We start from the raw sequence: 19,558 nt of genomic DNA, 5'->3' as shown, positions 1-19,558 counted from the left end.
CTCAGAGGGGGGTCGCCAGCAGCTCCGGGACGCCATAGGTGTCCAGGACGACGGTGCGTTCGCGGAAGCGGGGTGAGCCGGTGCCGAGTTCGATGACGTCCAGGTAGACGCCGGTGGCGAACAGCTTGCTGACGCCCGACTGGTCGGACTGCAACACCAGGAATTGCGTGCGGGCAGTGGCCGTGTGCGGCTCGCTGCCCGCTTCCACCAGCGGTGGTGACATCAGGTGCCGGTCGAAGTGGATGTTGTAGATGTTGGCACTGCGAAGCGACGCCACGCGGTCCTTCAGCATCGCCTGACCCGTGCAGTCGATGAGGCAGGCGGGCAGGCCGCGTGCGTGGTTCTCGCGCGGGATCACGCGGTAACGGCAGGCCTCGGTGAAAAAGCCCGGCCATTGCTCCAGCGCGTCTTCGTCGATGGCGTGCGCGTAGCGCAGTTGCAGGTCCATCACCTGTTCGCGGATCGACGGCATCATGACGCCTCCGGCTCGAAGCCCATGGTGCGGGCGTACTGCTGCCAGAAGCCGCGTGTGCAGACCTCGGTCACCACATGGTCCGCGTCGACGATCGGGCCACGACCGCCCATCTCGATGAAGGAGGTCGCGTCGCGCTCGCCCGCCACCGATTGCTGCACCAGCCGGATGGCCTCACCGTCTTCCATCGAGATGTAGCCCGCCGGCCCCACCAGGTTGAGCTGGCGCAGGCGCGCGGCGGTCTGTTCGGCAGCGTCGTCCTCGAAACCGAAGTAGGTCCAGTACAGCTCCATGGCGCCAGTGCCCAGGGGGCGCACCTGGCGGGTGGCGAGCGTGTTCAGGATCTGGTGAACCACCATGTTGGGGAACACCGAGATGATCAGGTTGCCGATGCCATCGTGGAAGTCCGGCGTCCATTGCAGCAGCGCGGGATCGGACAGGGCAAAGTCGTCCTGGTATTTGTTGGTCGTGCCCTTGTAGGCCTCCACCACGCTGGCCGTGTCGTCGGTGTTGGTCACCGAGTACACGACCGCATGGCCACCGCCCGGACTCAGCAGCGTGTTGCCGCGCTGCGTGGAGCGGTAGACACCGAAGGTGGCCATGAAGGTGTGCAGCAGGCCGGCGTGATATGGGTCCTTGATGTTCTCGAAGTACAGCTTCCAGTTCGCAGAGATGCGCTGGCGGTGGTAGCCCAGTATCTTCACCGGCTTGATGAAGATGCGGTCCAGGTGCATGACCACGTTGGGCCCGAGGTACTCGATGAGGTCGGGCGCGTCGTCGCTGAAGCTGCCGAAGATCAGGCCCTTGTAAAGCGCGATGTTCAGGCGTTGCAGGCCGTGCTGGCCCGGCTTGAAATCGGCCGGGTAGCCGCCGTTGCCGTTGAGACCCCGGCGGTAGGGCACGCCACACAGGCTGCCTGCACTGTCGTAGTTCCACTGGTGGTAAATGCAGGGGTGGTTGTCGGCCTTGCCGAACTCCTGGCGCACCACGGTCGCGCCGCGGTGGGCGCAACGGTTCACGAACGCCTTCACCTCGCCCTGCTGGTTGCGCGAGACCACCACCGGCATGTTGCCGACCTGCACCGTCTTGTACGAACCGGGCTCGGGGATCTCCGCCTCCAGCGCGAGGTAGTTCCAGGTCGGTCCCTGGAAGATGCGCTGCATCTCGCGTTCGTGGATGGCCTCGTCGGTGAACACGCGGTAGGGCGTGCGCGTGTAGTCGGCGTTCGGCCACTTGAAGTGATCGAGCGGATCGGGCGCGGTGGCGGTGCGCACGGGAATGTCGTTGATCTTCATGCGGGGCTCCCGCAGGCCTGCGTGGCGAAGTCGATCCAGCGGCGGACGAATTCCTCGGGCTGTTCCACGTACGGCGCGTGGCCCACGCCGCGCATCACCGGCAGCTCGCCCTGGCCAAGCGCTTCGGCGGCGGCCTCGCCCACGGTCAGCGGCACCATGCGATCGTGCTCGCCCCACAGCAGGCCCACCGGCATATCGCCGGCCAGCCGCACCAGGCTGTCGGTCACGAGTTCGCCGTTGAGCCGCTCGACGATGTAGTCACCCAGCGCGCTCAGCGCGGTCACGGCACCCGGCGAGCTGTTGATGCGCGACTCCTCGACGATCAGCTCCTCGGTGGCCAGCGACGGGTCGATGAACACACTCTGCAGCTTGGCGCGCACACCTTCGATGGACACGTTGCGCACGCTGCGGCGAATGCCTTCGCCCGCTTCGGGCGCGATCGGTGCGAGGCCCAGGGGCGCGACCAGGTACAGGCTGGTGCAGCGGTCGGCTGCGCGCTCGGCGACGAGGGACGCCACATGGCCGCCCAGCGAGGTGCCCACGAGGTGCGCCTCGGGGATGCCCAGCGCGTCCATCACGGCGAGCGTGTACGTGGCCAGGCCTTGCGAGGTGTAGTCGAACGCCGGCGGCTTGTCGGCCAGACCATGGCCCGGCAGGTCGAAGGCGATGGCGCGGAAACCCTGTTCGGCCAGGTGTTCCATCGCGCCTTTCCAGCGGTCGGCCCGCGTGGACAGGCCGTGGATGAGCACGACGACGGGGCCGGTGAGACCGGCTTCCAGCACGCGCGTGCGCGTGCCGTGGAGGGTGAGGGGATACTGGATCATGGGGTCAGGCCGGCTGGGCTTGTGAGCGGGGGAAGTGGGCATCGACATAGGGCCGGTCGTAGACGCGGTTCCACATGCCTTGCGAGAACTCGGAGAAGTGGCGCGCGTGCGTCGGTGCGGGCGTGAGGTCGACGGGTTTGCCGCCGAGCAGCACCGCCTGGATGGCCTCGCGGCGCTGCAGCAGCGTGATGTCCTGCAGTGGGTCGCCATGCACGGCCACCAGGTCGGCGAGCCTGCCCTGGACCAGACCGCCCAGGCGGTCGCGTTCGCGCAGCAGCCGTGTGCTGTCGACCGTGGCGCAGATGATGGCCTCGGCGGGCGTCATGCCCACGTAGCGCACGTGCGCCTCGAGCTCCTTCGCGCCCCACTCGCCATATGGCGTGACCGCGAAGCCGGCTTCCGAGCCCGACATGAAGCGCACGCCGGCTTCGCGGGCCCGCGTCAGGTTTTTCGAGGCCGTGGCCAGTTCGCGGCGCTGGATGTCGGGCCACCAGGGGGCCGAAGGATCGGTCGGCTCGTGGAACTCGATGTTGTTGACCAGCAGCGCGAGCGAGGGGCAGAGATAAACCTGGTTGTCCAGCGCGGCCTGGATGCCTTCGTCGCAGATGCTGGATGCGTGGTAGATGATGTCCACGCCCGCACGCGCCGAGTACAACGCGCCTTCACGGCCACGCGCATGCACCACCGCGAGTTTGCCGAGGCGGTGGATCTCGTCGACCATGGTGTGCGTCTCGGCCTGCGTGTAGGCCGAGATCAGGCCGCCCCCGTTGCGGCGCGCGTGAATGCCATCCATGGTGAGCTTGATCGCGTCGACGCCCGACTTGGCCTGCTGACGGATCAGCGCGATGGCCTGGTCCATCGACGTGGTCATCACGCCCGTGGAGGCCTCGGGCACACCGATCCACTCCGGGTACCAGTCGTACAGGCCCTGCTGCGTTGTCAGTGCGCGGCCCGATGCGGTGATGCGTGGACCCTGGAACAGGCCGACGTTCACCGCATCGCGCACGGCGGGCGAGATCAGACCCGAACACGCGGGATCGATGATCGAGGTGAAGCCCGATTTGAGGATGGCCTGCGCCGCCACCATGGAGCGCAAGGTCCTGAACTCCATCGAGGCATACAGGTCGATGTCTTCCTGCGTGAGTGCGTTGCCGTAGGTGATGTGCGCGTGGCAATCGACCATGCCGGGCATCACGAACAGACCCGAGTAGTCGAGCAGCGTGTCGCCGTCGGTCATGTCCGGCGCCTGCGCCGTGGGGCCGACCCAGTCGATGGTGTCGCCGTACACCACCAGGGTCTGCAGGGCCTCGGCACGTCCTGACAGACCATCGAAGAGATGGCCGCAGTGGATGAAGGTTCTTGCTGTCATCGTGAGAAATGTTCGTGATCAGGTGAAGGGCAAGGACGGCCTTCGCATCGCTGGCGACACCGTCGGGATGGCATCCGTTTTGCGTTGTCAACTCAAAACCGATTACCATTCGATAAAGCAACACACGTGCCATCCATGACATCCGCGCTCCCATCCCGAACCGAAACCTGGGCTTTCGAAGCCGGCGAATTCGCCGTGCACATATATGGGGGCGGCCCACCCCTGCTCCTGGTACACGGCATCGGCCCCGGCACCTCGATCCGCGCCAACTTTTCTGCGGTGCTGCCCGCATTGGCGGCGCAGCGCACGGTTTATGGGATCGACCTGATCGGTTTTGGTGCGTCGCCCAGGAAACAGGCGCCACCGCTGTTCGACTTCGATTTGTGGGTGAAACAGGCACGCGCGGCGGTGTCGCGCATCGGTGCGACCGAGCTCGCGGTGTGGGGGCAGTCGCTGGGTGCGGCCGTGGCGCTGTCGGTGGCGGCGGAAGAGCCGAGCGTGACGACCGTGATCGGTACCGGTGCCGGTGGTGGTGCGCAAGAACTCAACGAGACACTCGACCGGTTCTGGGCGTCCCCCGCCACGCCCGAGGCCATGCGCCGCGCGATGGAAGGCGCGGTGTACGCCCCCGGTCTGCTCAGCGATGCGCAGATCGAAGACCGCTTCGGCCGGCTTTCCGCCGAAGGCCTCGGGCCATACTTCGACGCGATGATGGCGAGCGGCAAGCAGGCCCACCTGCAGAGCTGCTGGCTGTCTCCCGATGTGCTCCAGCGGGTGCGTGCCCGCGTGCTGCTCATCCACGGTCGCGACGACAGGCCGGTTCCCTACCGCGAAAGTGCGCTGCACCTGCTGGACCATCTGCAGGACGCGCGGCTCATGCTGCTCTCGCGCTGCGGTCACAACCCGATGCTGGAGCGCACCGACGATGTGCTCGCTCTGGCGCTCGCCCACCTTCCAACCCGACAGGCCACGCCATGCAATACCTGAACCCCGCCGATCTGCCCGCACCTGCAGGCCCGTACTCACAAATCACCCGGGTACAGGGCCCGGGCGAGTGGCTGCACATCTCCGGCCAGGTCGGTATCGATGCGCAAGGCCACACACCCGAGGGCATCGAGGAGCAGGCCGAGCTGACCTGGGGCCATGTCGTGCGCGCCCTGCGCGCCGCCGGCCTGGGCATGGAGCATGTGGTGAAGACCACCACCTACCTGGTGGACCGCGCCGACATCGCACCCATGCGCGCCATCCGCCTGCGGCACCTGGGCGAGAGCCGACCCGCATCGACGCTGGTGCTGGTCCAGGGATTGCTAGATCCGGCATGGAGAATCGAGGTCGAGGCGGTGGCTTACCGTCCCCTGCAAGCAGACTGAACACCATGGCACAGGTCAAGAAAGAACATGTACGCACCGCCATCCTGGACGCCGCCTTCCAGCTGTTCACCGCCCACGGTTACGCCGGCACCACGTTGCCGATGATCGGCAAGACCGCGCAGATATCGACGCCGAACATCTACTCGTATTTCTCGTCCAAGCTCTCCATCCTGTACGCGATCTTCGACCCCTGGATCCGCGCGCAATTCGCCACGCTCGATGAACAGCTCGCGGCGCTGAAATCGCCCGAACGGCGGCTCAAGCGCCTGCTCGCCATGCTCTGGCAGGAGCTGCCCGAGCTGGAGCACGGTTTCGCCAACAACGTGATCCAGGCCATCTCGACGGCCACGCCCGATGGCGAGTACCGGCCGAACCTGATCGCGTGGATGGAGGCGCAGATCGAGCGCATGCTGCTCGATGCCCTGCCGCCCGAGCGCCACAGCCTGGTGCGCGGCACGGACATGGCCCACATGATCGTGATGACCACGGACGGCTACATCATGTACGCGCACACGGTGCCCGAGCGCCGCTGCAGCGACCACACCATCGACGCCTTCTGCCGCATGCTCAGCGGGAAGCCGCCGAAACGCTAGCCCGCGATGGCGCTGGCCTTTCCGCTGGCGCGCACGCGGCGCAGCTTCGGTTCCACCATCGGCACCGTCATCATCGTGCTGGCCACGGCCATCAGCAGCAGCGCGGTGAAGGTCTCGCTGGTGATGATGTGTTTGTCCAGCAGCACGTTGGCGAAGATGATCATGATCAACGCCTTGGTCTGCAGCAGCCAGCCGATGATGGAGGCTTCACCGGGTGGCCAGCGTAGCACGCGACCGGCGATGTGAACGCCCAGCAGCTTGCCGCTGACCGAGACCGCCAGCAGCAGAGCTGCGGCGCCGACGACGGCTGCCCCGCCGACGTCCCAGTTGGTGCGCAGGCCGGTGGAGAGGAAGAACACCGGCATGATCACCAGCAGCACGTGGTGGCGCAGCTGGTCGAGCCGGTCCTGGTCGAACCACCCGGCGTCCATCACCACGCCGGCGAGGAACGCGCCCACCATGTAGTGCAGGCCCGACCAGTCGGCACCGAAGGCACACACCGCGAGCCAGATGAGGGCGAGTGCCCAGCGGTCGGCCTCGCGCAGGCGGTGCATCAGGTGCCGGAAACCCCAGGCCAACAGGGCGAAGGCGAACAGGAAGAAGACCTGCTTGCCCACGCGCTGCCAGTCCATGAGGATCAGCGCCAGCACGCCCCAGATGGCGATGTCGTCCAGGCTGGCGTAGCGCAGGATGCGCTGGCCCAGCGGCTGGCGCAGCACGTGCATCTTCTCCATCAGCAGGATCAGGATCGGCAGTGCAGTGACCGCACAGGCCATGCCCACGCCGGCCACGAACTGCCAGGGCAGTGCGGCGCTGCCGACCCAGCCCGGGCGGCCCAGCAACACCAGCGCTGCCAGGCTGCCCAGCAGCAGGGGCATGCCCAGGGCGAGGCCGGCGGTGATGCCGCTTTCACGCCGGTGCTTCCAGGCCTGGCCCAGGTCGAGCTCGATGCCGGCGACCATCACGAACAGCATGACGGCCCACCAGGCCACGCCGTTGAGCGACTGGATCACCGCGGGGTTGAACACGAACTGGTGGAATTCCGGAAAGGCCTTGCCCAGCACGCCCGGGCCAAGCAGGATGCCGGTGATGATCTGCACCACCACCAGCGGGGCCCAGTAGTCGGTGCGTCCCAGGCGCCAGATCAGCCAGGGCACGGTGAAGATGATCGCCATGGCGATCAGGAAAACTTCGGTGGTGTTCATGCGTGTTCAGCGGCTGCCCAGGCGGCGCCACAGCAGCAGGGGCAGGCGCAGCACGAAGCCGGTGAACAGGCGGGTGTGCATCCAGCTGAGCAGCGCGTTGTCGCGCAGGTACTTGAAGTGCGAGACGCCGCCTTCTTCGGGTGTGAAGTAGCGGACCGGCGCGTCGATGTTGATGGGGCGCACGCCCGCCCAGCACAGTCGCACCACCGCCTCGGGGTCGAAGTCGAAACGCCGCATGAAGCGCGTGCCCTGCATCACGCGCATCAGTGGCGGGATGGGGTAGACGCGAAAACCGTACAGCGAATCGCCGATGCCCATGCCCAGGGTTTCAAGGTTTGCCCAGGCGTTGGACACCTTGCGCCCGTTCACGCGCAGCGCGGGCGCTTCGGGTCCGAACACGGGTTTGCCCAGCACCATCGCGTCCGGGTGGGCCTGCGAGGTGGCCATGAACGACGGGATCAGGCCCTCGGGGTGCTGGCCATCGGAATCCATGGTGAGCGCATGCGTGAAGCCGGCCTGTGCCGCCAGGGTGATGCCGTGCAGCACGGCCGCACCCTTGCCCTGGTTCCGCGGCATGGTGATCACGCGCAGGCCCGGATCGCGCTCGGCCTCTTCGGCCAGCCACCCGGCCGAACCGTCGGTGCTGCCATCGATCACCACCCACACCGGGGTCCACTGCGCGCGCGCGGCGCGCACGGTGGCCAGCACCTTGCGGCCCGGGTTGTAGCTGGGAATGAGGACCAGGTGCGTGCTGCTGGGAAGGGGCATGGGTCAGGCCGCGGCGGACGTGGCGTGGGCGGTGGAGGGGGTGTCGAGTTCGGAGCGGAAGTGGGCGTCCAGTTCGGCGGTGAACGCGCGCGCGTCGCGCGGCACGTCGAAGCGCTTGCCCAGCCGCACGCGGCAGGTCAGCGGCAGGCTGGGCCGGCGCCACAGCGGCCAGCCCTTGCCCAGGTACGGGCTGGAGAACTCGATGATCAGCGTCTGCACCGGCACGCCGGCGCGCGAGGCGATCAGGGCGGTGGAACGCGACAGCGGGTTGAGCGGGTTCTCCGGGTAACCGACGGTGCGCGTGCCTTCCGGAAAGATCACGAGTTGCGCGCCCTGTTCCAGTTCACGCCGGCAGATCTGCACGGCGCTGAGCAGGTGGTCGTTGCGCACATAGCGCGCCATGCGCGCGCCCGCACCGAACAGGGGGTTGTCCATCAGCTCGGCTTTCATGAAGCAGACGGCGTCGGGCAGGCGCGAGGTGATCAGCACCGCGTCGAGCAGTGACGGATGGTTGGCGGCGATGACCATGGGCCCCTGGTCGCGCAGGGTGTCAATCTCGGAGAGGTCGAACCGGCAGGCGCACAGCGTGCGCAGGATGGTCACATAGAGGCGGAAGCCGCGCATGATGGCCTGGCGGCCCAGCCAGCGGCCCAGTGGCGTGGGCAGCACCGGGTACAGCGCGAGCGCCAGCGGTGTCCAGGTGAGGCAGATCACGGCCAGCGAACTCAGCCCGAGCACCATCGCGATGTGCTCGTACACGCTCCACAACAGCGAGGCCGGCTGGCTGGCCATCGCGCTCACCGGAGCCTCTTCGCCCTGTTGGCGGGTCTGGGAACGACCGGGTGCGGTGCTCATGCCGGCTCCGTGGAATGGATGGCGTGGCATTCGATCTCCACCAGCAGATCGCTGCGGCACACGTCGGCCTGCACACACACCAGCGGCGCGCCACCCAGCAGGGGCTCCAGCGTGTGCCGCACGGTGACCGCGTCGTCCGCATGCCGCACATAGGCGCGGTGGCTCAGCCCCGCCAGCGAGAACGGCCGCGAGCGCGCCACGCGGTTGGCTTCCTGCACCAGGCACTCCAGGTTGCGCACCGTCTCGCGGCATTGCGCGGCCACGTCGCCAGGGTGCACGGTTTCATGCCCCACGATGCTGGCGGTGCCCGAGATGAACAGGGCTTCCTGCCCGCGCGGATGCGCCAGTGCGGCGCGAGAGAAGGTGGGTGCCTGCGGGCCATATTGCGACGGGTAGCGCCATGCGCTCACCTGGCGCGGGTTCTCCAGCGGCACCAGGGGCGTGGTGCCCGCCAGGAAGGCGATCGACAGTGGACCCTCTTGCAGGCCGAGGGCGCAGGCCGCCGGCACCTGACCGCCCGTGTCGCGCTGCGCCTGCACGAAGGCATCGTACCGGCCGAGGTTGAACTGCCGGTAGCGCTCCAGCCCGTGCGACGCGTCATTGATGCGGCCCATGTAGTTCCACACGCGCCACAGGTGCGGCGTGCCCTGCTCGCGCAGCAGGCGGAACAGCCGCTCGTAGGCCAGGCGGCTGGTGGCGCGCAGCGGCGAGTCGTCGCGCGTGGTCGGTGTGTCGGTCTCGTGCAGTTCGATCACGCCGTACAGCATGCCATCGCCGCGCCTCCAGTGAATGCCTTCGCTGTGGCCCTGCGCCAGCGGGCCTTCGGCGAGCCAGCATTCCTGCAGCAGCGGGCCGGCCGTGTCCAGCAGGCGTGTGCGCAGGTGCTGTCGGGGCCAGGCCGCGGCCGCCAGATCTTTGGTGTCGCCCAGGGCCACACCACCGAGTTCGTTGCCACGCGCCTTGGGCGGCACGCCCGTCTGCACGGCGAGGGTGTGCTGCAGACTCACGATGGACGCACCAGCGCCGATTCGTCACCCGGGCGGATGTTGGCGCGCCGCCGGCGCCAAGCGGCCAGCGCGCGGCGTGGCTGCGCCAGGTTGAAGCCGTAATAGAGCGCCTTGAACAGCAGCAGCGAACGCCAGATCGGCGTGCGGCCGAAGATGTCGCCGGCCAGCATGGACAGCAGGGCCTCCTTGACGCGGAAGACGTTGCTCGGGCCCATGAAGAAGTCGCGCATGACGGGGTTGGTCACGCGGTAGATGAACCAAGAGAACTCCTTCGGTCCGTGGCGCATCTGGCGGTCGAAGCGCCGGAGCGCGGCCCTGGCGCGTGCGGGTTCGGTCAGGCAGGTGTGAATGGTCTGTGCGCCCATTTCGCCGCCGTTCATGGCCAGCCACACGCCCGAGGAGAACACCGGGTCGATGAAGGTAAAGGCATCGCCCAGCATCAGGTAGTTCTCGCCGTGGTTGCGCTGGGCCGAATACGAGAAGTTGCCGGTGGCCTCGACCTCGGTCACCAGCGTGGCGTCGCCCAGTCGTGCGGCCAGTGCCTTGCAGGTGGCGATGTTGTCCAGCAGGAACTGCTGCAGGCTGCGCTGCTGGCGCGTCTTCATGTGGTACGGCCAGGTCACCATGCCAACGCTGGTGGCGCCGTCGGACAGGGGGATGAACCAGAACCAGCCGTGGTCGAACCAGAAAATGGTGATGTTGCCCGCGGCCTCGCCCTCGTTGCGCAGCGCGTTGGTGAAGTGGCCGTACACCGAGGCGCTGTTGTGCGCCGGGTTGCGGTCCTTGATCTTGAAACGGGATGCAAGAAACGTGTCGCGGCCCGAGGCGTCGACCAGGAATTTCGCGTCCCACACCGATTCGCGGCCGTCGTCGTGCTGCGCGTGCACGCGCACGGAGCGGTCGGCCAGGAACTCGACCGCCGTGGCCTTGCAGCCCTCGTGCACGTCGACCCCCTCGCGCGTGGCGTTGCGGATGAGGATCTCGTCGAAGTCTGCGCGCTTGACCTGGTAGGCATAGGGCATGGACTTGTCCCAAGCCTCGGCGAACCAGAACGACTGAGACTGCTCGTGCTGGGGCGAGACGAATTCGGCGCCTGGCTTGTGCATGCCAATGGCCTTCACCTGTTCCGCCACGCCCAGTCGCTCCAGCAGGGGCAGGTTGGCCGGCAAAAGGGATTCGCCGATGTGGAAGCGCGGGTGGTGGTCTTTTTCCAGCAGCACGACGCGGTGCCCGTGGCGAGCCAGCAATGGCGACACGGTGGAGCCGGCGGGGCCCCCTCCGATCACGAGAACGTCACAGGTGTGGCGCTCGGGTCCCGGTTGGTCAGTGTTCATATGGACTCAACACCGTCGGTGCGGATGTGCACCGTGGTGTTCGGCTGTGGACAGTCCAAAATTGTAGCGGTGTAAACGAAGGTGGTACCGTGCGCTGGCCCACGCCTGTTACAGCCCGAGAAGCTCCCTCAGACCGGGCGCGCGGGCCTCGGTCTGCAACCTCACGTTGCGCTCCAGCACCTGCAGATGCTCCTCCATCAGGCGCGCCGCGCCATCGGCATCGCCGCGCTCGATGCACTTCACGATGGCCTCGTGTTCGTCGTGCTCGCAGCAGGCGTTGCCCGGCGGTTCGTACAGCGCGACGATGAGCGAACAGCGCGAGACCATCTCCACCAGATAGCGGTGCAGGATGGGGTTGCGCCCGAGCTCGCCGATCTTGAGGTGGAAGCTGCTGGCCAGCCGCGCCCACGCGGGCTGGTCGAAGCGGTGCATGGCCTCGTGCTCGGCACGCAATTGCGCGCGCAAGGCCTTGAGGTCGGCGGCGGTGGCGTGGGCCACGGCCAGGCGCACCAGTGCGGCTTCCAGCCCGCGCCGCGCCTCGAAGATCTGCCGCGTTTCCTCGGGCGTGGGCATGGCCACGATGGCGCCCCGGTTGGGGCGCAGCTGCACGATGTGGTCGTGCGCCAGCCGCTGCAAGGCCTGGCGCACGGTGGATCGGCTGGCATCGAACAGTTCGCACAGCGCGGCTTCGGGCAGCTTGGTGCCAGGCGCGAGGCGCTGGCCCATCACGCTCTCGAACACCGCCAGGTAGATGCGGTCCTCGGGTGTGTCGCCGGACGCGCCTGGCGTCAGTGCACCGCTCGGCAGCGGCGCTTCGGCACTCGCGGCGGCTTTGCCCCGGGACGGGGCGCGGTTCACAGGGGCGGCGGGCTTTTTCGGGGTTCGCGGCATGGGCTGAGCCTGGAGATCAGTGCGGCATAGCTTGCCACAGCCGCACCGCCAGGGCGATCAGTGCGCGGTCGCTGCCGGCGGGGCCGAGCAGGGAGATGCCGATGGGCAGACCTTCCGGGCTGCGCAACGGCAGGCTCACCTGCGGCAGGCCGGCCAGGCCGGCGATGCTGGTGATGCGCAGCGTGCGCATGCGTACCGCATCCACGGCGGCGGGGTCGGCTTCGCGCAGCGGCGCGAGGCTGGCGGCGGACGGCAGCACGGCCACGCCGTCCTGACCGAGCCAGCCACGCACGTGGTCGCGAACGCGCGCGATGCGTTCGCGCGCGGCGGCCGCGTCGTCTGCCTGCACCGTGCTGGCGAAGGCCCAGCGCGAGGCGATCGGGGGGGCGAACGCGGGGGTGTGGCTGCTGATCCAGGCGCCATGCGTTTCCCAGCCGTTGAAGGCGGAAGCGGTCACGTAGTCCTGGCGCCAGGCTTCGAGCCCCTCCGGCGATGCCTGGATCGTGGAGGCGGGCGCTCCGAGCAGAGCGGTGAGCGTGTCGCGGGCCAGGTGCAGCGCGGGCTGGAACACCGCTTCGGCTTCGGCCCATGCATCGGTGGGCACGATCACCCGTGTGGGTGCAAAGGCCGATGCGGGCAGCAGCACGCGCGCCACGCGCTCGAACGTGCCCGCGTCGTGGGCCAGCCAGGTGGGCGTGTCGAACAGCGGGTTCAGGGGCACCAGGCCTTCGCGACAGAGCAGGCCGTGGGTGGTGCGCAGGCCCCACAGGCCGCAGTAGCTGGCGGGCACGCGGGTGGAGCCACCGGTGTCGGTGCCGAGCGCGAAGTCCACCAGGCGGGCCGCCACGGCGGCGGCCGAGCCGCTGGACGAACCACCGGTCACGCGGTCGGGGGCGGCGCTGTTGATCGGCGTGCCGTAGTGGATGTTGTCGCCATGGATGCTGTAGGCCAGTTCGTCGGTGAGCACCTTGCCGGCCAGTGTGGCGCCGGCTTCCAGCAAGGTGTCGATCAGCGGGCTGCTGGCCGTGGGCACCGCGTGGCTGGCCAGCCACGCGGGGTTGCCCGCGCCGGTGGGGTGGCCGGCCACATCGAACACATCCTTGGCGGCGAAACGCAGGCCCGACAGTGGGCCGCTGGCCTGGCCGGGGCGCAGAAAGCGGCCGTGCGGCACCCAGGCGCCCACGGTGTCGGTCAGGGAGAGCGGAAGATCGGTCAGCGTTGTCATGGGATGGCGGCCAGGGCCTGTTGTTCGGCGGCGTCGCAGATCGCGCCCGGGGTGGTGAACCAGATATCGCCCGCGTCGCGTGCGCGGGCCAGGTGTTCAAGTGCGCGGCGCAGGTGCCGCAGGCGATAGGGCTGGCCGACGATGTACGGGTGCAGCGCCAGGCCCATCACGAGTGGCTGCCGCGCCGCCTGTTCGCGCATCTCGTCGAAATTGTCGATCACCATCTGCGCGAAGTCCTTCGCATCCATCTGGCGCGCCACGATCATCGGGATGTCGTTGAGCTCCTGCGGGTATGGCACGCTCCACAGCCGCTCGCCGCCGCGTGTGCGCATGGCCACGGGCTGGTCGTCGTGGCACCAGTTGAGCGTGTAGCGGTAACCCGTCTCGGCCAGCAGGTCGGGTGTGAGGCGGCTCTCGGAAATCCAGGGCGAGAGCCAGCCCGTGGGCGCCACGCCGCTGTGCCGTTCAATGCGTTCGCGGCACAGCGCGAGCAGCCGACGTTCCTCGGCCTCGTGCAGCGTGCCCTGCCGCTCGGCGTTGGTGTGTCCGTGCCCCACGAGCTCATCGCCGCGCGCCACGCAGGCGGCAATCAGCTCGGGACAGTGGTCGTACAGTGCGGTGTTGAGCAGGGTGGCGCAGGGCAGGGCGAGCTGGTCGAAAAGCGCCATGCAGCGCCATGCGCCCACGCGGTTGCCGTACTCGCGCCAGCTGGCGTTGAGCACGTCGGGGTGGGGCGAGACCGGACCGATGCCTGCGCCCATGCCCTCGCCGAACGCGAAGTGCTCGAGGTTGAAGCCGATGTAGACCGCCAGCCGCGCGCCGTTGGGCCACACGTGGTCGGGCCGGCGCGTGATCGGCAGGTAGTCGAAGCGCTCGTGGTGCGGCAGTGCGCCGTCGTAGACGAGGTGGCTCATCACAGGGTGGCCAGGCCGGCGCGCACCAGCAGCCATTCCGCGCTGTCGTTCCACACGTCCATCTGCGTGATCAGGCCGTGCTGCACCACGTAGCGGTCCACGTAGCGGTTGCCTTCGAACGGCGTGCCGTCGGGCCAGGCGCCGTACAGCGTGCCCAGGCTGTAGACCACGGTTTCCTCGGGTGAGCCGCCAGCCACCAGCTCGGTGCGGTCGATGCGCTTCTTCACCCACGCGTAGCGGCTGGCGTTGAAGGCCGCGCACTCGGCCGGTTCGTTCATGGCGCGCCCGCCGGTGAAGCGGATGCGCAGGCCCGGTGCGACGAAGCGCATGGCATTGACGGGGTCCGGGATCATCAGGATGCGCAGGTATTCGTCGACCACACCGGCCGGGTCGAGCCCCGCGCTGGTGCACTGTTTTGGCGATTCGCTCATGGTGGTTTCTCCTTGGAGCACCGCTTCGGGGCATGGGCCTGACCCGGCAGGTGCATGGCTTCTGTGTGAGCAAGCCTTATGCCATATGGTAAACAAAGCAAATACAGGATTGTTGACAATATTTGATAGTGTTTGTTGACGCTGGCACGGCCCTTGCATCCTGCGGCGGTCATGTTCAACCCCCTCTGGAGATTCGCGATGACCCACGCCGCCCGTCCGACCCGCCGCCACCTGCTGGCCGCCACCGCCGCCGTCACCTGTTCGCTGTGGGCCTTGCCCGCGTTCGCCGCCGATCCGATCAAGATCGGCCTGATCACCGCGCTCTCGGGTCAGTCGGCACTGGCTGGCGAGGCGATCACGCGTGGTCTCACCGTCGCCATCGACGAGATCAATGCCAAGGGCGGTCTGCTGGGTGGCCGCAAGCTGGAACTGGTGCGCCGCGACGACGAGGCCAACCCGGCCAAGGGCGTGCTGGCCGCGCGCGAACTCATCCACCGCGAGAAGGTCGCCATCATCTTCGGCGGCCTGGACACGCCGGTGTCCATGGCCATCGTGCCGCTGATCAACCAGGAGAAAGTGCCTTTCATGGGCCCCTGGGCCGCCGGTACGCCGATCACCAAGAACGGCGCCAACCCGAACTTCGCCTTCCGCGTCTCGGCGGTGGACGAGATCGTCAACGTCGGCATGCTGGACTACGCGCAGAAGAACTTCAAGTCGACCAGGCCCGCCATGATCCTGGTGAACAACCCCTGGGGCGAGTCGAACGAGAAGGGCCTGCACGCCGCACTGGCCGCCAAGGGCATGAAGGCGGTCGGTGTGGAGAAGTTCGAGGGCAACGACGTCGACGTCGTGCCGCAGCTCACGCGCCTGAAGGCGGCCGGTGCCGACACGCTGTTCATGGTCGGCAACGTCGGCCCGTCGGCGCAGGTGGTCAAGTCGCTCGACCGCATGGGCTGGCAGGTGCCGATCGTGTCGCACTGGGGTCCGGCGGGTGGCCGCTTCACCGAACTCGCGGGACCGAACGGCAAGAACGTGCACTTTGTTCAGACGTACAGCTTCTTCGGCGAGCAGGGCCCGGTGGGCCAGAAGGTGATCGCGGCGCTCAAGGCCAAGTACCCTGCCATCAAGGGCCCGGACGACATCACGCCCGCCGTGGGGGTGGCCAACGCGTACGACGGCATGATGCTGGCCGCGCTGGCCATCAGCGCCGCCGGCTCCACCGAAGGCGATGCCGTGCGCCAGGGTTTCTACAAGATCGGCAAGTACGAAGGCCTGATCAAGACCTACGAGCAGCCTTTCAAACCCGGTGTGCACGACGCGGTGAACTCGACCGACTACGTCTGGGCGCAGTTCATCGACAACCGCATCCTGCCGGTGAAGAACTGACACCCCCTGCGCGCCTTCGGCGCTCCCCCCTCAAGGGGGGCGACACCTCGGGCCGGCGGAGCCGGACCCTGGGTGTCCCTGGTTGAGACCTTTGCGCGCGCGCGCGATCTCGAGGATTCCTGAATGTTGTTGTCTGCTTTGATCAGCGGGTTTGGCCTGGGGAGCATGTACGGGCTCATGGCCCTGGGCTTCTACGTGACTTATGCCGTCTCGGGCACGGTCAATTTCGCCCAGGGCAGTTCCATGATGCTGGGTGCGGTGCTGACCTTCGCGTTCGCGCAGACGCTGGGCTGGCCGCTGTGGCTGTCCATCTGTCTCGCGCTGGCGCTGTGCGCGCTGTATGGCCTGGTGGTCGAGTTCGTGGCGGTGCGGCCTTTCGCGCGCCGGGGTTCGGACGCCTGGCTCATGGCCACGGTGGCGCTGGGCATCGTGCTCGACAACCTCGTGCTGTTCACCTTCGGCAAGGAGCCGCGCAGCCTGCCTTCGCCGCTGGCGCAGACGCCGCTGAACCTCGGTGAGCTCGGCCTCGGCCTGTATCCGCTGCAACTGCTGATCCCGGTGGTCGGGCTCGGCCTGGCCGGTGTGCTGCACCTGCTCTCACGCCGCACGCGCTGGGGCACCGGCATGCTGGCGGTGGTGCAGAACCCGGCCGCCGCGCGCCTCATGGGCATCCCGATCCGCCGCGCGATCGCGCTGGCCTTCGCGCTCTCCGCGCTGTTCGCGGGCATCGCCGGTGTGCTGATCGCGCCGCTGTTCAACGTGCAGTCCGACATGGGCACGCTGTTCGGCCTGAAGGCCTTCGCGGTCGCGATTCTGGGCGGCATCACCAGCGCCTGGGGCGTGATGATCGCCGGCCTGCTGTTCGGCGTGATCGAGGCGCTGGTGACGAGCACGCTGGGCTCGGGCTACACACAGATCATCACCTTCGGCCTGGTCATCGTCGCGCTGGCGGCGCGGCCCAATGGGCTGTTCGGCCGTGCGGAGGTGAAAAAGGTATGAACCACGCAACTCCCCGTCTCTGGCTGGGTCTGGGCACACCGGGCCAGCTCGCCGCCATCGGCCTGCTGTTCGGCACGGGTGCGGTGCTCGCGCTCACCGTCAACCCGTATTACGCCTTCGTGCTGGCCAACGTGGCACTGCTCGCGGTGGTGGGCATCGGCCTGAACCTGCTCATGGGCCTGAGTGGTCAGGTGTCGTTCGGCCACGTGGGCTTCTATGCCATCGGCGCCTACACCGTGGCAATCCTCACGAGCAAGGCCGGCTTCAGCTTCTGGCTGGCGTGGCCGATCGCCGCTGCGCTGGCCGGTGCGATGGGCGCGCTGCTGGCCCTGCCGGCGCTGCGCGTGAAAGGTCCCTACCTTGCGATGATCACCATCGCCTTCGGCTTCATCGTCGAGCACGCCATTGTCGAGATGCGCGACCTCACGGGTGGGCAGAACGGCATCATGGGCATCGGCTCGCCCACGCTGGGCGACGTGTCGGGCGAACCGGCGGTGGCGCTGCTTGCGCTGCTCAGCGCACTGGTGGTGCTGGCCGGCTACGCCTGGCTCTCGCGCGGCACCTGGGGTGCGGCGTTGCGCGCGGTGCGCGACAGCGAGACGGCGGCCGAGTCGATCGGATTGAATCCGCTGGCGATCAAGGTGGTCGCGTTCGCCCTGTCGGCGGCCTGCGCCGGGCTGGCCGGCGGCCTGTTCGCGCCGCTCTCGGGCTTCGTCACGCCACACACCTTCGGCTTCATCCAGTCCATCCTGTTCGTGCTCGTCGTCATGCTGGGCGGCGCCGGTTCCGTGGCCGGGCCACTGGTGGGTGCGCTCATCGTCGGCCTGCTGCCCGAGTTGCTGTCCAGCCTGGAGGAGTACCGCCTGCTCTTCTTCGGTGGCCTGCTGCTGCTGGTGCTGTGGGCCGCACCGGACGGCGTGGCCGGCCTGTCGCGGCGGCTGCTGCAGCGCGTGCGCGGCGCGCCAGCGCCTTCCCGGCCGGCCGCTGCGCTGGTGGAAGGCTTCTCGCTGCCGGTGCGCGAGCGGCAGGCGCTCACGGCCGAGGGGCTGACCATGCAGTTTGGCGGTGTGCGCGCTGTGGGCGACCTCAGCCTGCAGGCGCGCAGCGGTGCCGTCACCAGCCTCATCGGCCCCAATGGCGCGGGCAAGTCCACCGCGCTCAACGTGCTCAGCGGCTACTACAAGCCCACGGCGGGCGGCTTTTCGCTGGGCGGCCAGGTGCTCACGGGCCGTGCGGCGCTGCGCCTCGCGCGGCGGGGCATCGCGCGCAGCTACCAGACCTCGCAGCTCTTCGGCAGCCTGAGCGTGGAGGACAACGTGGCGCTCGCGCTCAACCGGGGCCGGCTCGGACCGCTGCTGGGCGGTGCGCGCCTGCATTCGGCGCAGGCGCGTGCGCATGCGCGCGCCCTGCTGGCCTGGTGCGGTTACACGGGTGTTCCCGAGGCGCGCGCGGCCGACCTGCCGCACGTGGATCGCCGCTTGGTGGAGATCGCGCGCGCGCTGGCGCTCGACCCTGAAGTGCTGCTGCTCGACGAACCGGCCGCCGGCCTCTCGCGCGAGGACAAGGCTTCACTGGCCCTGCTGCTGCGCCGCATCGCCGACGCGGGACTGGGCGTGCTGCTGGTGGAACACGACATGGCGCTGGTGATGGGCATCTCGGACCACGTGGTGGTCCTGGATGCCGGCCAGTGGCTGGCCGCGGGCAGCCCGGCCGAGGTGCAGGCCAACCCGGCGGTGCAGCAGGCGTACCTCGGCGAGTCGCTCGAAGCATCGGCGTCGGGTGCGGCGCGTGCCGTACCCGGTGCGGAGATGCTGGGCGTGGGCGAACTGGTGGCCGGATACGGTGCCGAGCCCGTGCTGCATGGCATCTCGCTGCAGGTGCGGCGCGGTGAGGCGGTGGCGCTGCTGGGTGCGAACGGCGCGGGCAAGTCCACGCTGATGCGTTCGCTCAGCGGCCTGCACCGGCCGTTGGCGGGCGGTGGCATCCACCTCGATGGCGAAGACCTCACCCAGCAAGGCCCCGAGGCCATCGTCGCGCGCGGCATGGTGCTGGTGCCCGAGGGGCGTCAGGTGTTTCCGGAACTCAGCGTGCTGGACAACATCCGCCTGGGTGCCTTCCTGCAGCCCGCGGATCGCGAGTCCCGTGTGGAAGAGATGCTGCAGCGCTTTCCCCGCCTGCGCGAACGCCTGCACCAGCGCGCCGGGCTGTTGTCGGGCGGCGAGCAGCAGATGCTGGCGATTGCGCGCGCGCTGATGTCGAAGCCGCGCACCCTGTTGCTGGACGAACCCTCGCTGGGCCTCGCACCCAGGGTGATCGCGGAACTGTTCGCCTCGCTGGATCGCCTGCGCGCCGAAGGCATGACGCTGCTGCTGGTGGACCAGATGGCCGGCCTCGCCCTCGCACTGGCCGACCGTGCCTACGTGATGGAGAGTGGGCGCATCGTTGCCCAGGGCAGCTCGGCCGAGATGGCCGCCGATGAGGCCCTGGCCAAGGCCTACCTCGGCGGGCACTGACGCGCCGGCCATTCGATGGGGGTCTGATCGCCGCGTGCGGTCTGCTGACACCGTGCACCAGCCATGCGTTGAACCTGCTCGGCAATGAACGCATGAAGGCCCCGACG

At 68.3% G+C, this 19,558-nt stretch carries 19 protein-coding genes; 6 read left to right on the top strand and 13 right to left on the bottom strand.

The genetic code is table 11. The annotated features are described in order from the left end of the window. Window position 1: 1 nt before the first annotated feature. The 4 genes from J2X09_RS06315 to J2X09_RS06300 are packed head-to-tail and all read right to left on the bottom strand — an operon-like array spanning window position 2 to window position 3,960. Window positions 2–475 carry an aromatic-ring-hydroxylating dioxygenase subunit beta gene (locus J2X09_RS06315; RefSeq protein ID WP_204732611.1) on the bottom strand — a complete coding sequence of 158 codons (474 nt, stop codon included), beginning with the start codon at window positions 473–475 and terminating at the stop codon, window positions 2–4. Beyond that, on the bottom strand, window positions 472–1,767 hold the full coding sequence (locus J2X09_RS06310; RefSeq protein ID WP_204732612.1) for an aromatic ring-hydroxylating oxygenase subunit alpha: 1,296 nt from the start codon (window positions 1,765–1,767) through the stop codon (window positions 472–474). The genes J2X09_RS06315 and J2X09_RS06310 overlap by 4 nt, the downstream gene beginning before the upstream one ends. Next, window positions 1,764–2,591 carry an alpha/beta fold hydrolase gene (locus J2X09_RS06305; RefSeq protein WP_204732613.1) on the bottom strand — a complete coding sequence of 276 codons (828 nt, stop codon included), beginning with the start codon at window positions 2,589–2,591 and terminating at the stop codon, window positions 1,764–1,766. Before J2X09_RS06305 ends, J2X09_RS06310 begins: the two co-directional genes overlap by 4 nt. A gap of 4 nt (window positions 2,592–2,595) precedes the next feature. Then, window positions 2,596–3,960: a metal-dependent hydrolase family protein gene (locus tag J2X09_RS06300; protein ID WP_204732614.1), complete on the bottom strand. Its 1,365-nt coding sequence runs from the start codon at window positions 3,958–3,960 to the stop codon at window positions 2,596–2,598. Between the two features lie 135 nt (window positions 3,961–4,095). Here J2X09_RS06300 and J2X09_RS06295 point away from each other — a divergent pair, with 135 nt between their 5' ends. From J2X09_RS06295 to J2X09_RS06285, 3 genes are read left to right on the top strand one after another with little or no spacing between them, the layout of a single operon-like run. Beyond that, window positions 4,096–4,947 (top strand): alpha/beta fold hydrolase, encoded by an 852-nt coding sequence (locus J2X09_RS06295; RefSeq protein WP_204732615.1) that lies wholly within the window; start codon window positions 4,096–4,098, stop codon window positions 4,945–4,947. After that, complete coding sequence (locus J2X09_RS06290; protein WP_204732616.1) at window positions 4,935–5,330, top strand: RidA family protein; 396 nt, start codon at window positions 4,935–4,937, stop codon at window positions 5,328–5,330. Before J2X09_RS06295 ends, J2X09_RS06290 begins: the two co-directional genes overlap by 13 nt. Window positions 5,331–5,335: 5 nt before the next feature. Beyond that, the gene (locus tag J2X09_RS06285; RefSeq protein ID WP_204732617.1) at window positions 5,336–5,923 is read left to right on the top strand and encodes a TetR/AcrR family transcriptional regulator; all 588 of its coding nucleotides are present in this window, start codon (window positions 5,336–5,338) and stop codon (window positions 5,921–5,923) included. Here the strand turns inward: J2X09_RS06285 and J2X09_RS06280 are convergent. From J2X09_RS06280 to J2X09_RS06240, 9 genes are all read right to left on the bottom strand, one after another. Further along, complete coding sequence (locus J2X09_RS06280) at window positions 5,920–7,128, bottom strand: cation:proton antiporter (RefSeq protein WP_204732618.1); 1,209 nt, start codon at window positions 7,126–7,128, stop codon at window positions 5,920–5,922. The genes J2X09_RS06285 and J2X09_RS06280 overlap by 4 nt on opposite strands. 6 nt (window positions 7,129–7,134) lie before the next feature. Then, on the bottom strand, window positions 7,135–7,896 hold the full coding sequence (locus tag J2X09_RS06275) for a glycosyltransferase family 2 protein (protein WP_204732619.1): 762 nt from the start codon (window positions 7,894–7,896) through the stop codon (window positions 7,135–7,137). Window positions 7,897–7,899: 3 nt separating this feature from the next. Further along, on the bottom strand, window positions 7,900–8,751 hold the full coding sequence (locus J2X09_RS06270) for a lysophospholipid acyltransferase family protein (RefSeq protein ID WP_310307766.1): 852 nt from the start codon (window positions 8,749–8,751) through the stop codon (window positions 7,900–7,902). After that, a complete protein-coding gene (locus J2X09_RS06265) occupies window positions 8,748–9,758 on the bottom strand; it encodes a chorismate transformation FkbO/Hyg5 family protein (protein ID WP_204732620.1) in 1,011 nt (336 codons plus the stop codon). The genes J2X09_RS06270 and J2X09_RS06265 overlap by 4 nt, the downstream gene beginning before the upstream one ends. After that, the gene (locus tag J2X09_RS06260; protein ID WP_204732621.1) at window positions 9,755–11,092 is read right to left on the bottom strand and encodes an NAD(P)/FAD-dependent oxidoreductase; all 1,338 of its coding nucleotides are present in this window, start codon (window positions 11,090–11,092) and stop codon (window positions 9,755–9,757) included. Before J2X09_RS06260 ends, J2X09_RS06265 begins: the two co-directional genes overlap by 4 nt. Before the next feature lie 108 nt (window positions 11,093–11,200). After that, entirely contained in the window at window positions 11,201–11,983 is a 783-nt protein-coding gene (locus J2X09_RS06255) for a GntR family transcriptional regulator (RefSeq protein ID WP_204732622.1), read from the bottom strand. A gap of 16 nt (window positions 11,984–11,999) precedes the next feature. Next, window positions 12,000–13,208: an amidase gene (locus J2X09_RS06250; RefSeq protein WP_204732623.1), complete on the bottom strand. Its 1,209-nt coding sequence runs from the start codon at window positions 13,206–13,208 to the stop codon at window positions 12,000–12,002. Then, window positions 13,205–14,122, bottom strand: coding sequence for a polysaccharide deacetylase family protein (locus J2X09_RS06245; RefSeq protein WP_204732624.1), 918 nt, complete (start codon window positions 14,120–14,122; stop codon window positions 13,205–13,207). The genes J2X09_RS06250 and J2X09_RS06245 overlap by 4 nt, the downstream gene beginning before the upstream one ends. Next, a complete protein-coding gene (locus J2X09_RS06240; protein WP_204732625.1) occupies window positions 14,122–14,553 on the bottom strand; it encodes a nuclear transport factor 2 family protein in 432 nt (143 codons plus the stop codon). Before J2X09_RS06240 ends, J2X09_RS06245 begins: the two co-directional genes overlap by 1 nt. Window positions 14,554–14,751: 198 nt before the next feature. On the opposite strand from J2X09_RS06240, the gene J2X09_RS06235 reads away from it, so the two are divergent. The 3 genes from J2X09_RS06235 (at window position 14,752) to J2X09_RS06225 (ending at window position 19,451) form a co-directional block, all read left to right on the top strand. Beyond that, the gene (locus J2X09_RS06235) at window positions 14,752–15,939 is read left to right on the top strand and encodes an ABC transporter substrate-binding protein (RefSeq protein WP_204732626.1); all 1,188 of its coding nucleotides are present in this window, start codon (window positions 14,752–14,754) and stop codon (window positions 15,937–15,939) included. A gap of 123 nt (window positions 15,940–16,062) precedes the next feature. Then, entirely contained in the window at window positions 16,063–16,938 is an 876-nt protein-coding gene (locus J2X09_RS06230; protein WP_204732627.1) for a branched-chain amino acid ABC transporter permease, read from the top strand. Next, window positions 16,935–19,451 (top strand): branched-chain amino acid ABC transporter ATP-binding protein/permease, encoded by a 2,517-nt coding sequence (locus tag J2X09_RS06225; RefSeq protein WP_204732628.1) that lies wholly within the window; start codon window positions 16,935–16,937, stop codon window positions 19,449–19,451. Before J2X09_RS06230 ends, J2X09_RS06225 begins: the two co-directional genes overlap by 4 nt. Window positions 19,452–19,558: the final 107 nt, after the last annotated feature.

The sequence above is a fragment of the Hydrogenophaga laconesensis genome, from assembly GCF_031457235.1.
Lineage (GTDB): Bacteria > Pseudomonadota > Gammaproteobacteria > Burkholderiales > Burkholderiaceae_C > Hydrogenophaga > Hydrogenophaga laconesensis.
The sequence above is the reverse complement of the archived record's forward strand: the minus strand, read 5'-3'. Positions and strand labels throughout refer to the sequence as shown.

What these genes read in the sequence shown, in the direction of transcription:
- J2X09_RS06240 (WP_204732625.1), bottom strand. Translation starts at nt 14,553, where the DNA reads ATGAGCGAATCGCCAAAACAGTGCACCAGCGCGGGGCTCGACCCGGCC.
- J2X09_RS06225 (WP_204732628.1), top strand. Translation starts at nt 16,935, where the DNA reads ATGAACCACGCAACTCCCCGTCTCTGGCTGGGTCTGGGCACACCGGGC.
- J2X09_RS06300 (WP_204732614.1), bottom strand. Translation starts at nt 3,960, where the DNA reads ATGACAGCAAGAACCTTCATCCACTGCGGCCATCTCTTCGATGGTCTG.
- J2X09_RS06310 (WP_204732612.1), bottom strand. Translation starts at nt 1,767, where the DNA reads ATGAAGATCAACGACATTCCCGTGCGCACCGCCACCGCGCCCGATCCG.
- J2X09_RS06315 (WP_204732611.1), bottom strand. Translation starts at nt 475, where the DNA reads ATGATGCCGTCGATCCGCGAACAGGTGATGGACCTGCAACTGCGCTAC.
- J2X09_RS06245 (WP_204732624.1), bottom strand. Translation starts at nt 14,122, where the DNA reads ATGAGCCACCTCGTCTACGACGGCGCACTGCCGCACCACGAGCGCTTC.
- J2X09_RS06260 (WP_204732621.1), bottom strand. Translation starts at nt 11,092, where the DNA reads ATGAACACTGACCAACCGGGACCCGAGCGCCACACCTGTGACGTTCTC.
- J2X09_RS06235 (WP_204732626.1), top strand. Translation starts at nt 14,752, where the DNA reads ATGACCCACGCCGCCCGTCCGACCCGCCGCCACCTGCTGGCCGCCACC.
- J2X09_RS06250 (WP_204732623.1), bottom strand. Translation starts at nt 13,208, where the DNA reads ATGACAACGCTGACCGATCTTCCGCTCTCCCTGACCGACACCGTGGGC.
- J2X09_RS06290 (WP_204732616.1), top strand. Translation starts at nt 4,935, where the DNA reads ATGCAATACCTGAACCCCGCCGATCTGCCCGCACCTGCAGGCCCGTAC.
- J2X09_RS06295 (WP_204732615.1), top strand. Translation starts at nt 4,096, where the DNA reads ATGACATCCGCGCTCCCATCCCGAACCGAAACCTGGGCTTTCGAAGCC.
- J2X09_RS06280 (WP_204732618.1), bottom strand. Translation starts at nt 7,128, where the DNA reads ATGAACACCACCGAAGTTTTCCTGATCGCCATGGCGATCATCTTCACC.
- J2X09_RS06305 (WP_204732613.1), bottom strand. Translation starts at nt 2,591, where the DNA reads ATGATCCAGTATCCCCTCACCCTCCACGGCACGCGCACGCGCGTGCTG.
- J2X09_RS06275 (WP_204732619.1), bottom strand. Translation starts at nt 7,896, where the DNA reads ATGCCCCTTCCCAGCAGCACGCACCTGGTCCTCATTCCCAGCTACAAC.
- J2X09_RS06255 (WP_204732622.1), bottom strand. Translation starts at nt 11,983, where the DNA reads ATGCCGCGAACCCCGAAAAAGCCCGCCGCCCCTGTGAACCGCGCCCCG.
- J2X09_RS06270 (WP_310307766.1), bottom strand. Translation starts at nt 8,751, where the DNA reads ATGAGCACCGCACCCGGTCGTTCCCAGACCCGCCAACAGGGCGAAGAG.
- J2X09_RS06230 (WP_204732627.1), top strand. Translation starts at nt 16,063, where the DNA reads ATGTTGTTGTCTGCTTTGATCAGCGGGTTTGGCCTGGGGAGCATGTAC.
- J2X09_RS06285 (WP_204732617.1), top strand. Translation starts at nt 5,336, where the DNA reads ATGGCACAGGTCAAGAAAGAACATGTACGCACCGCCATCCTGGACGCC.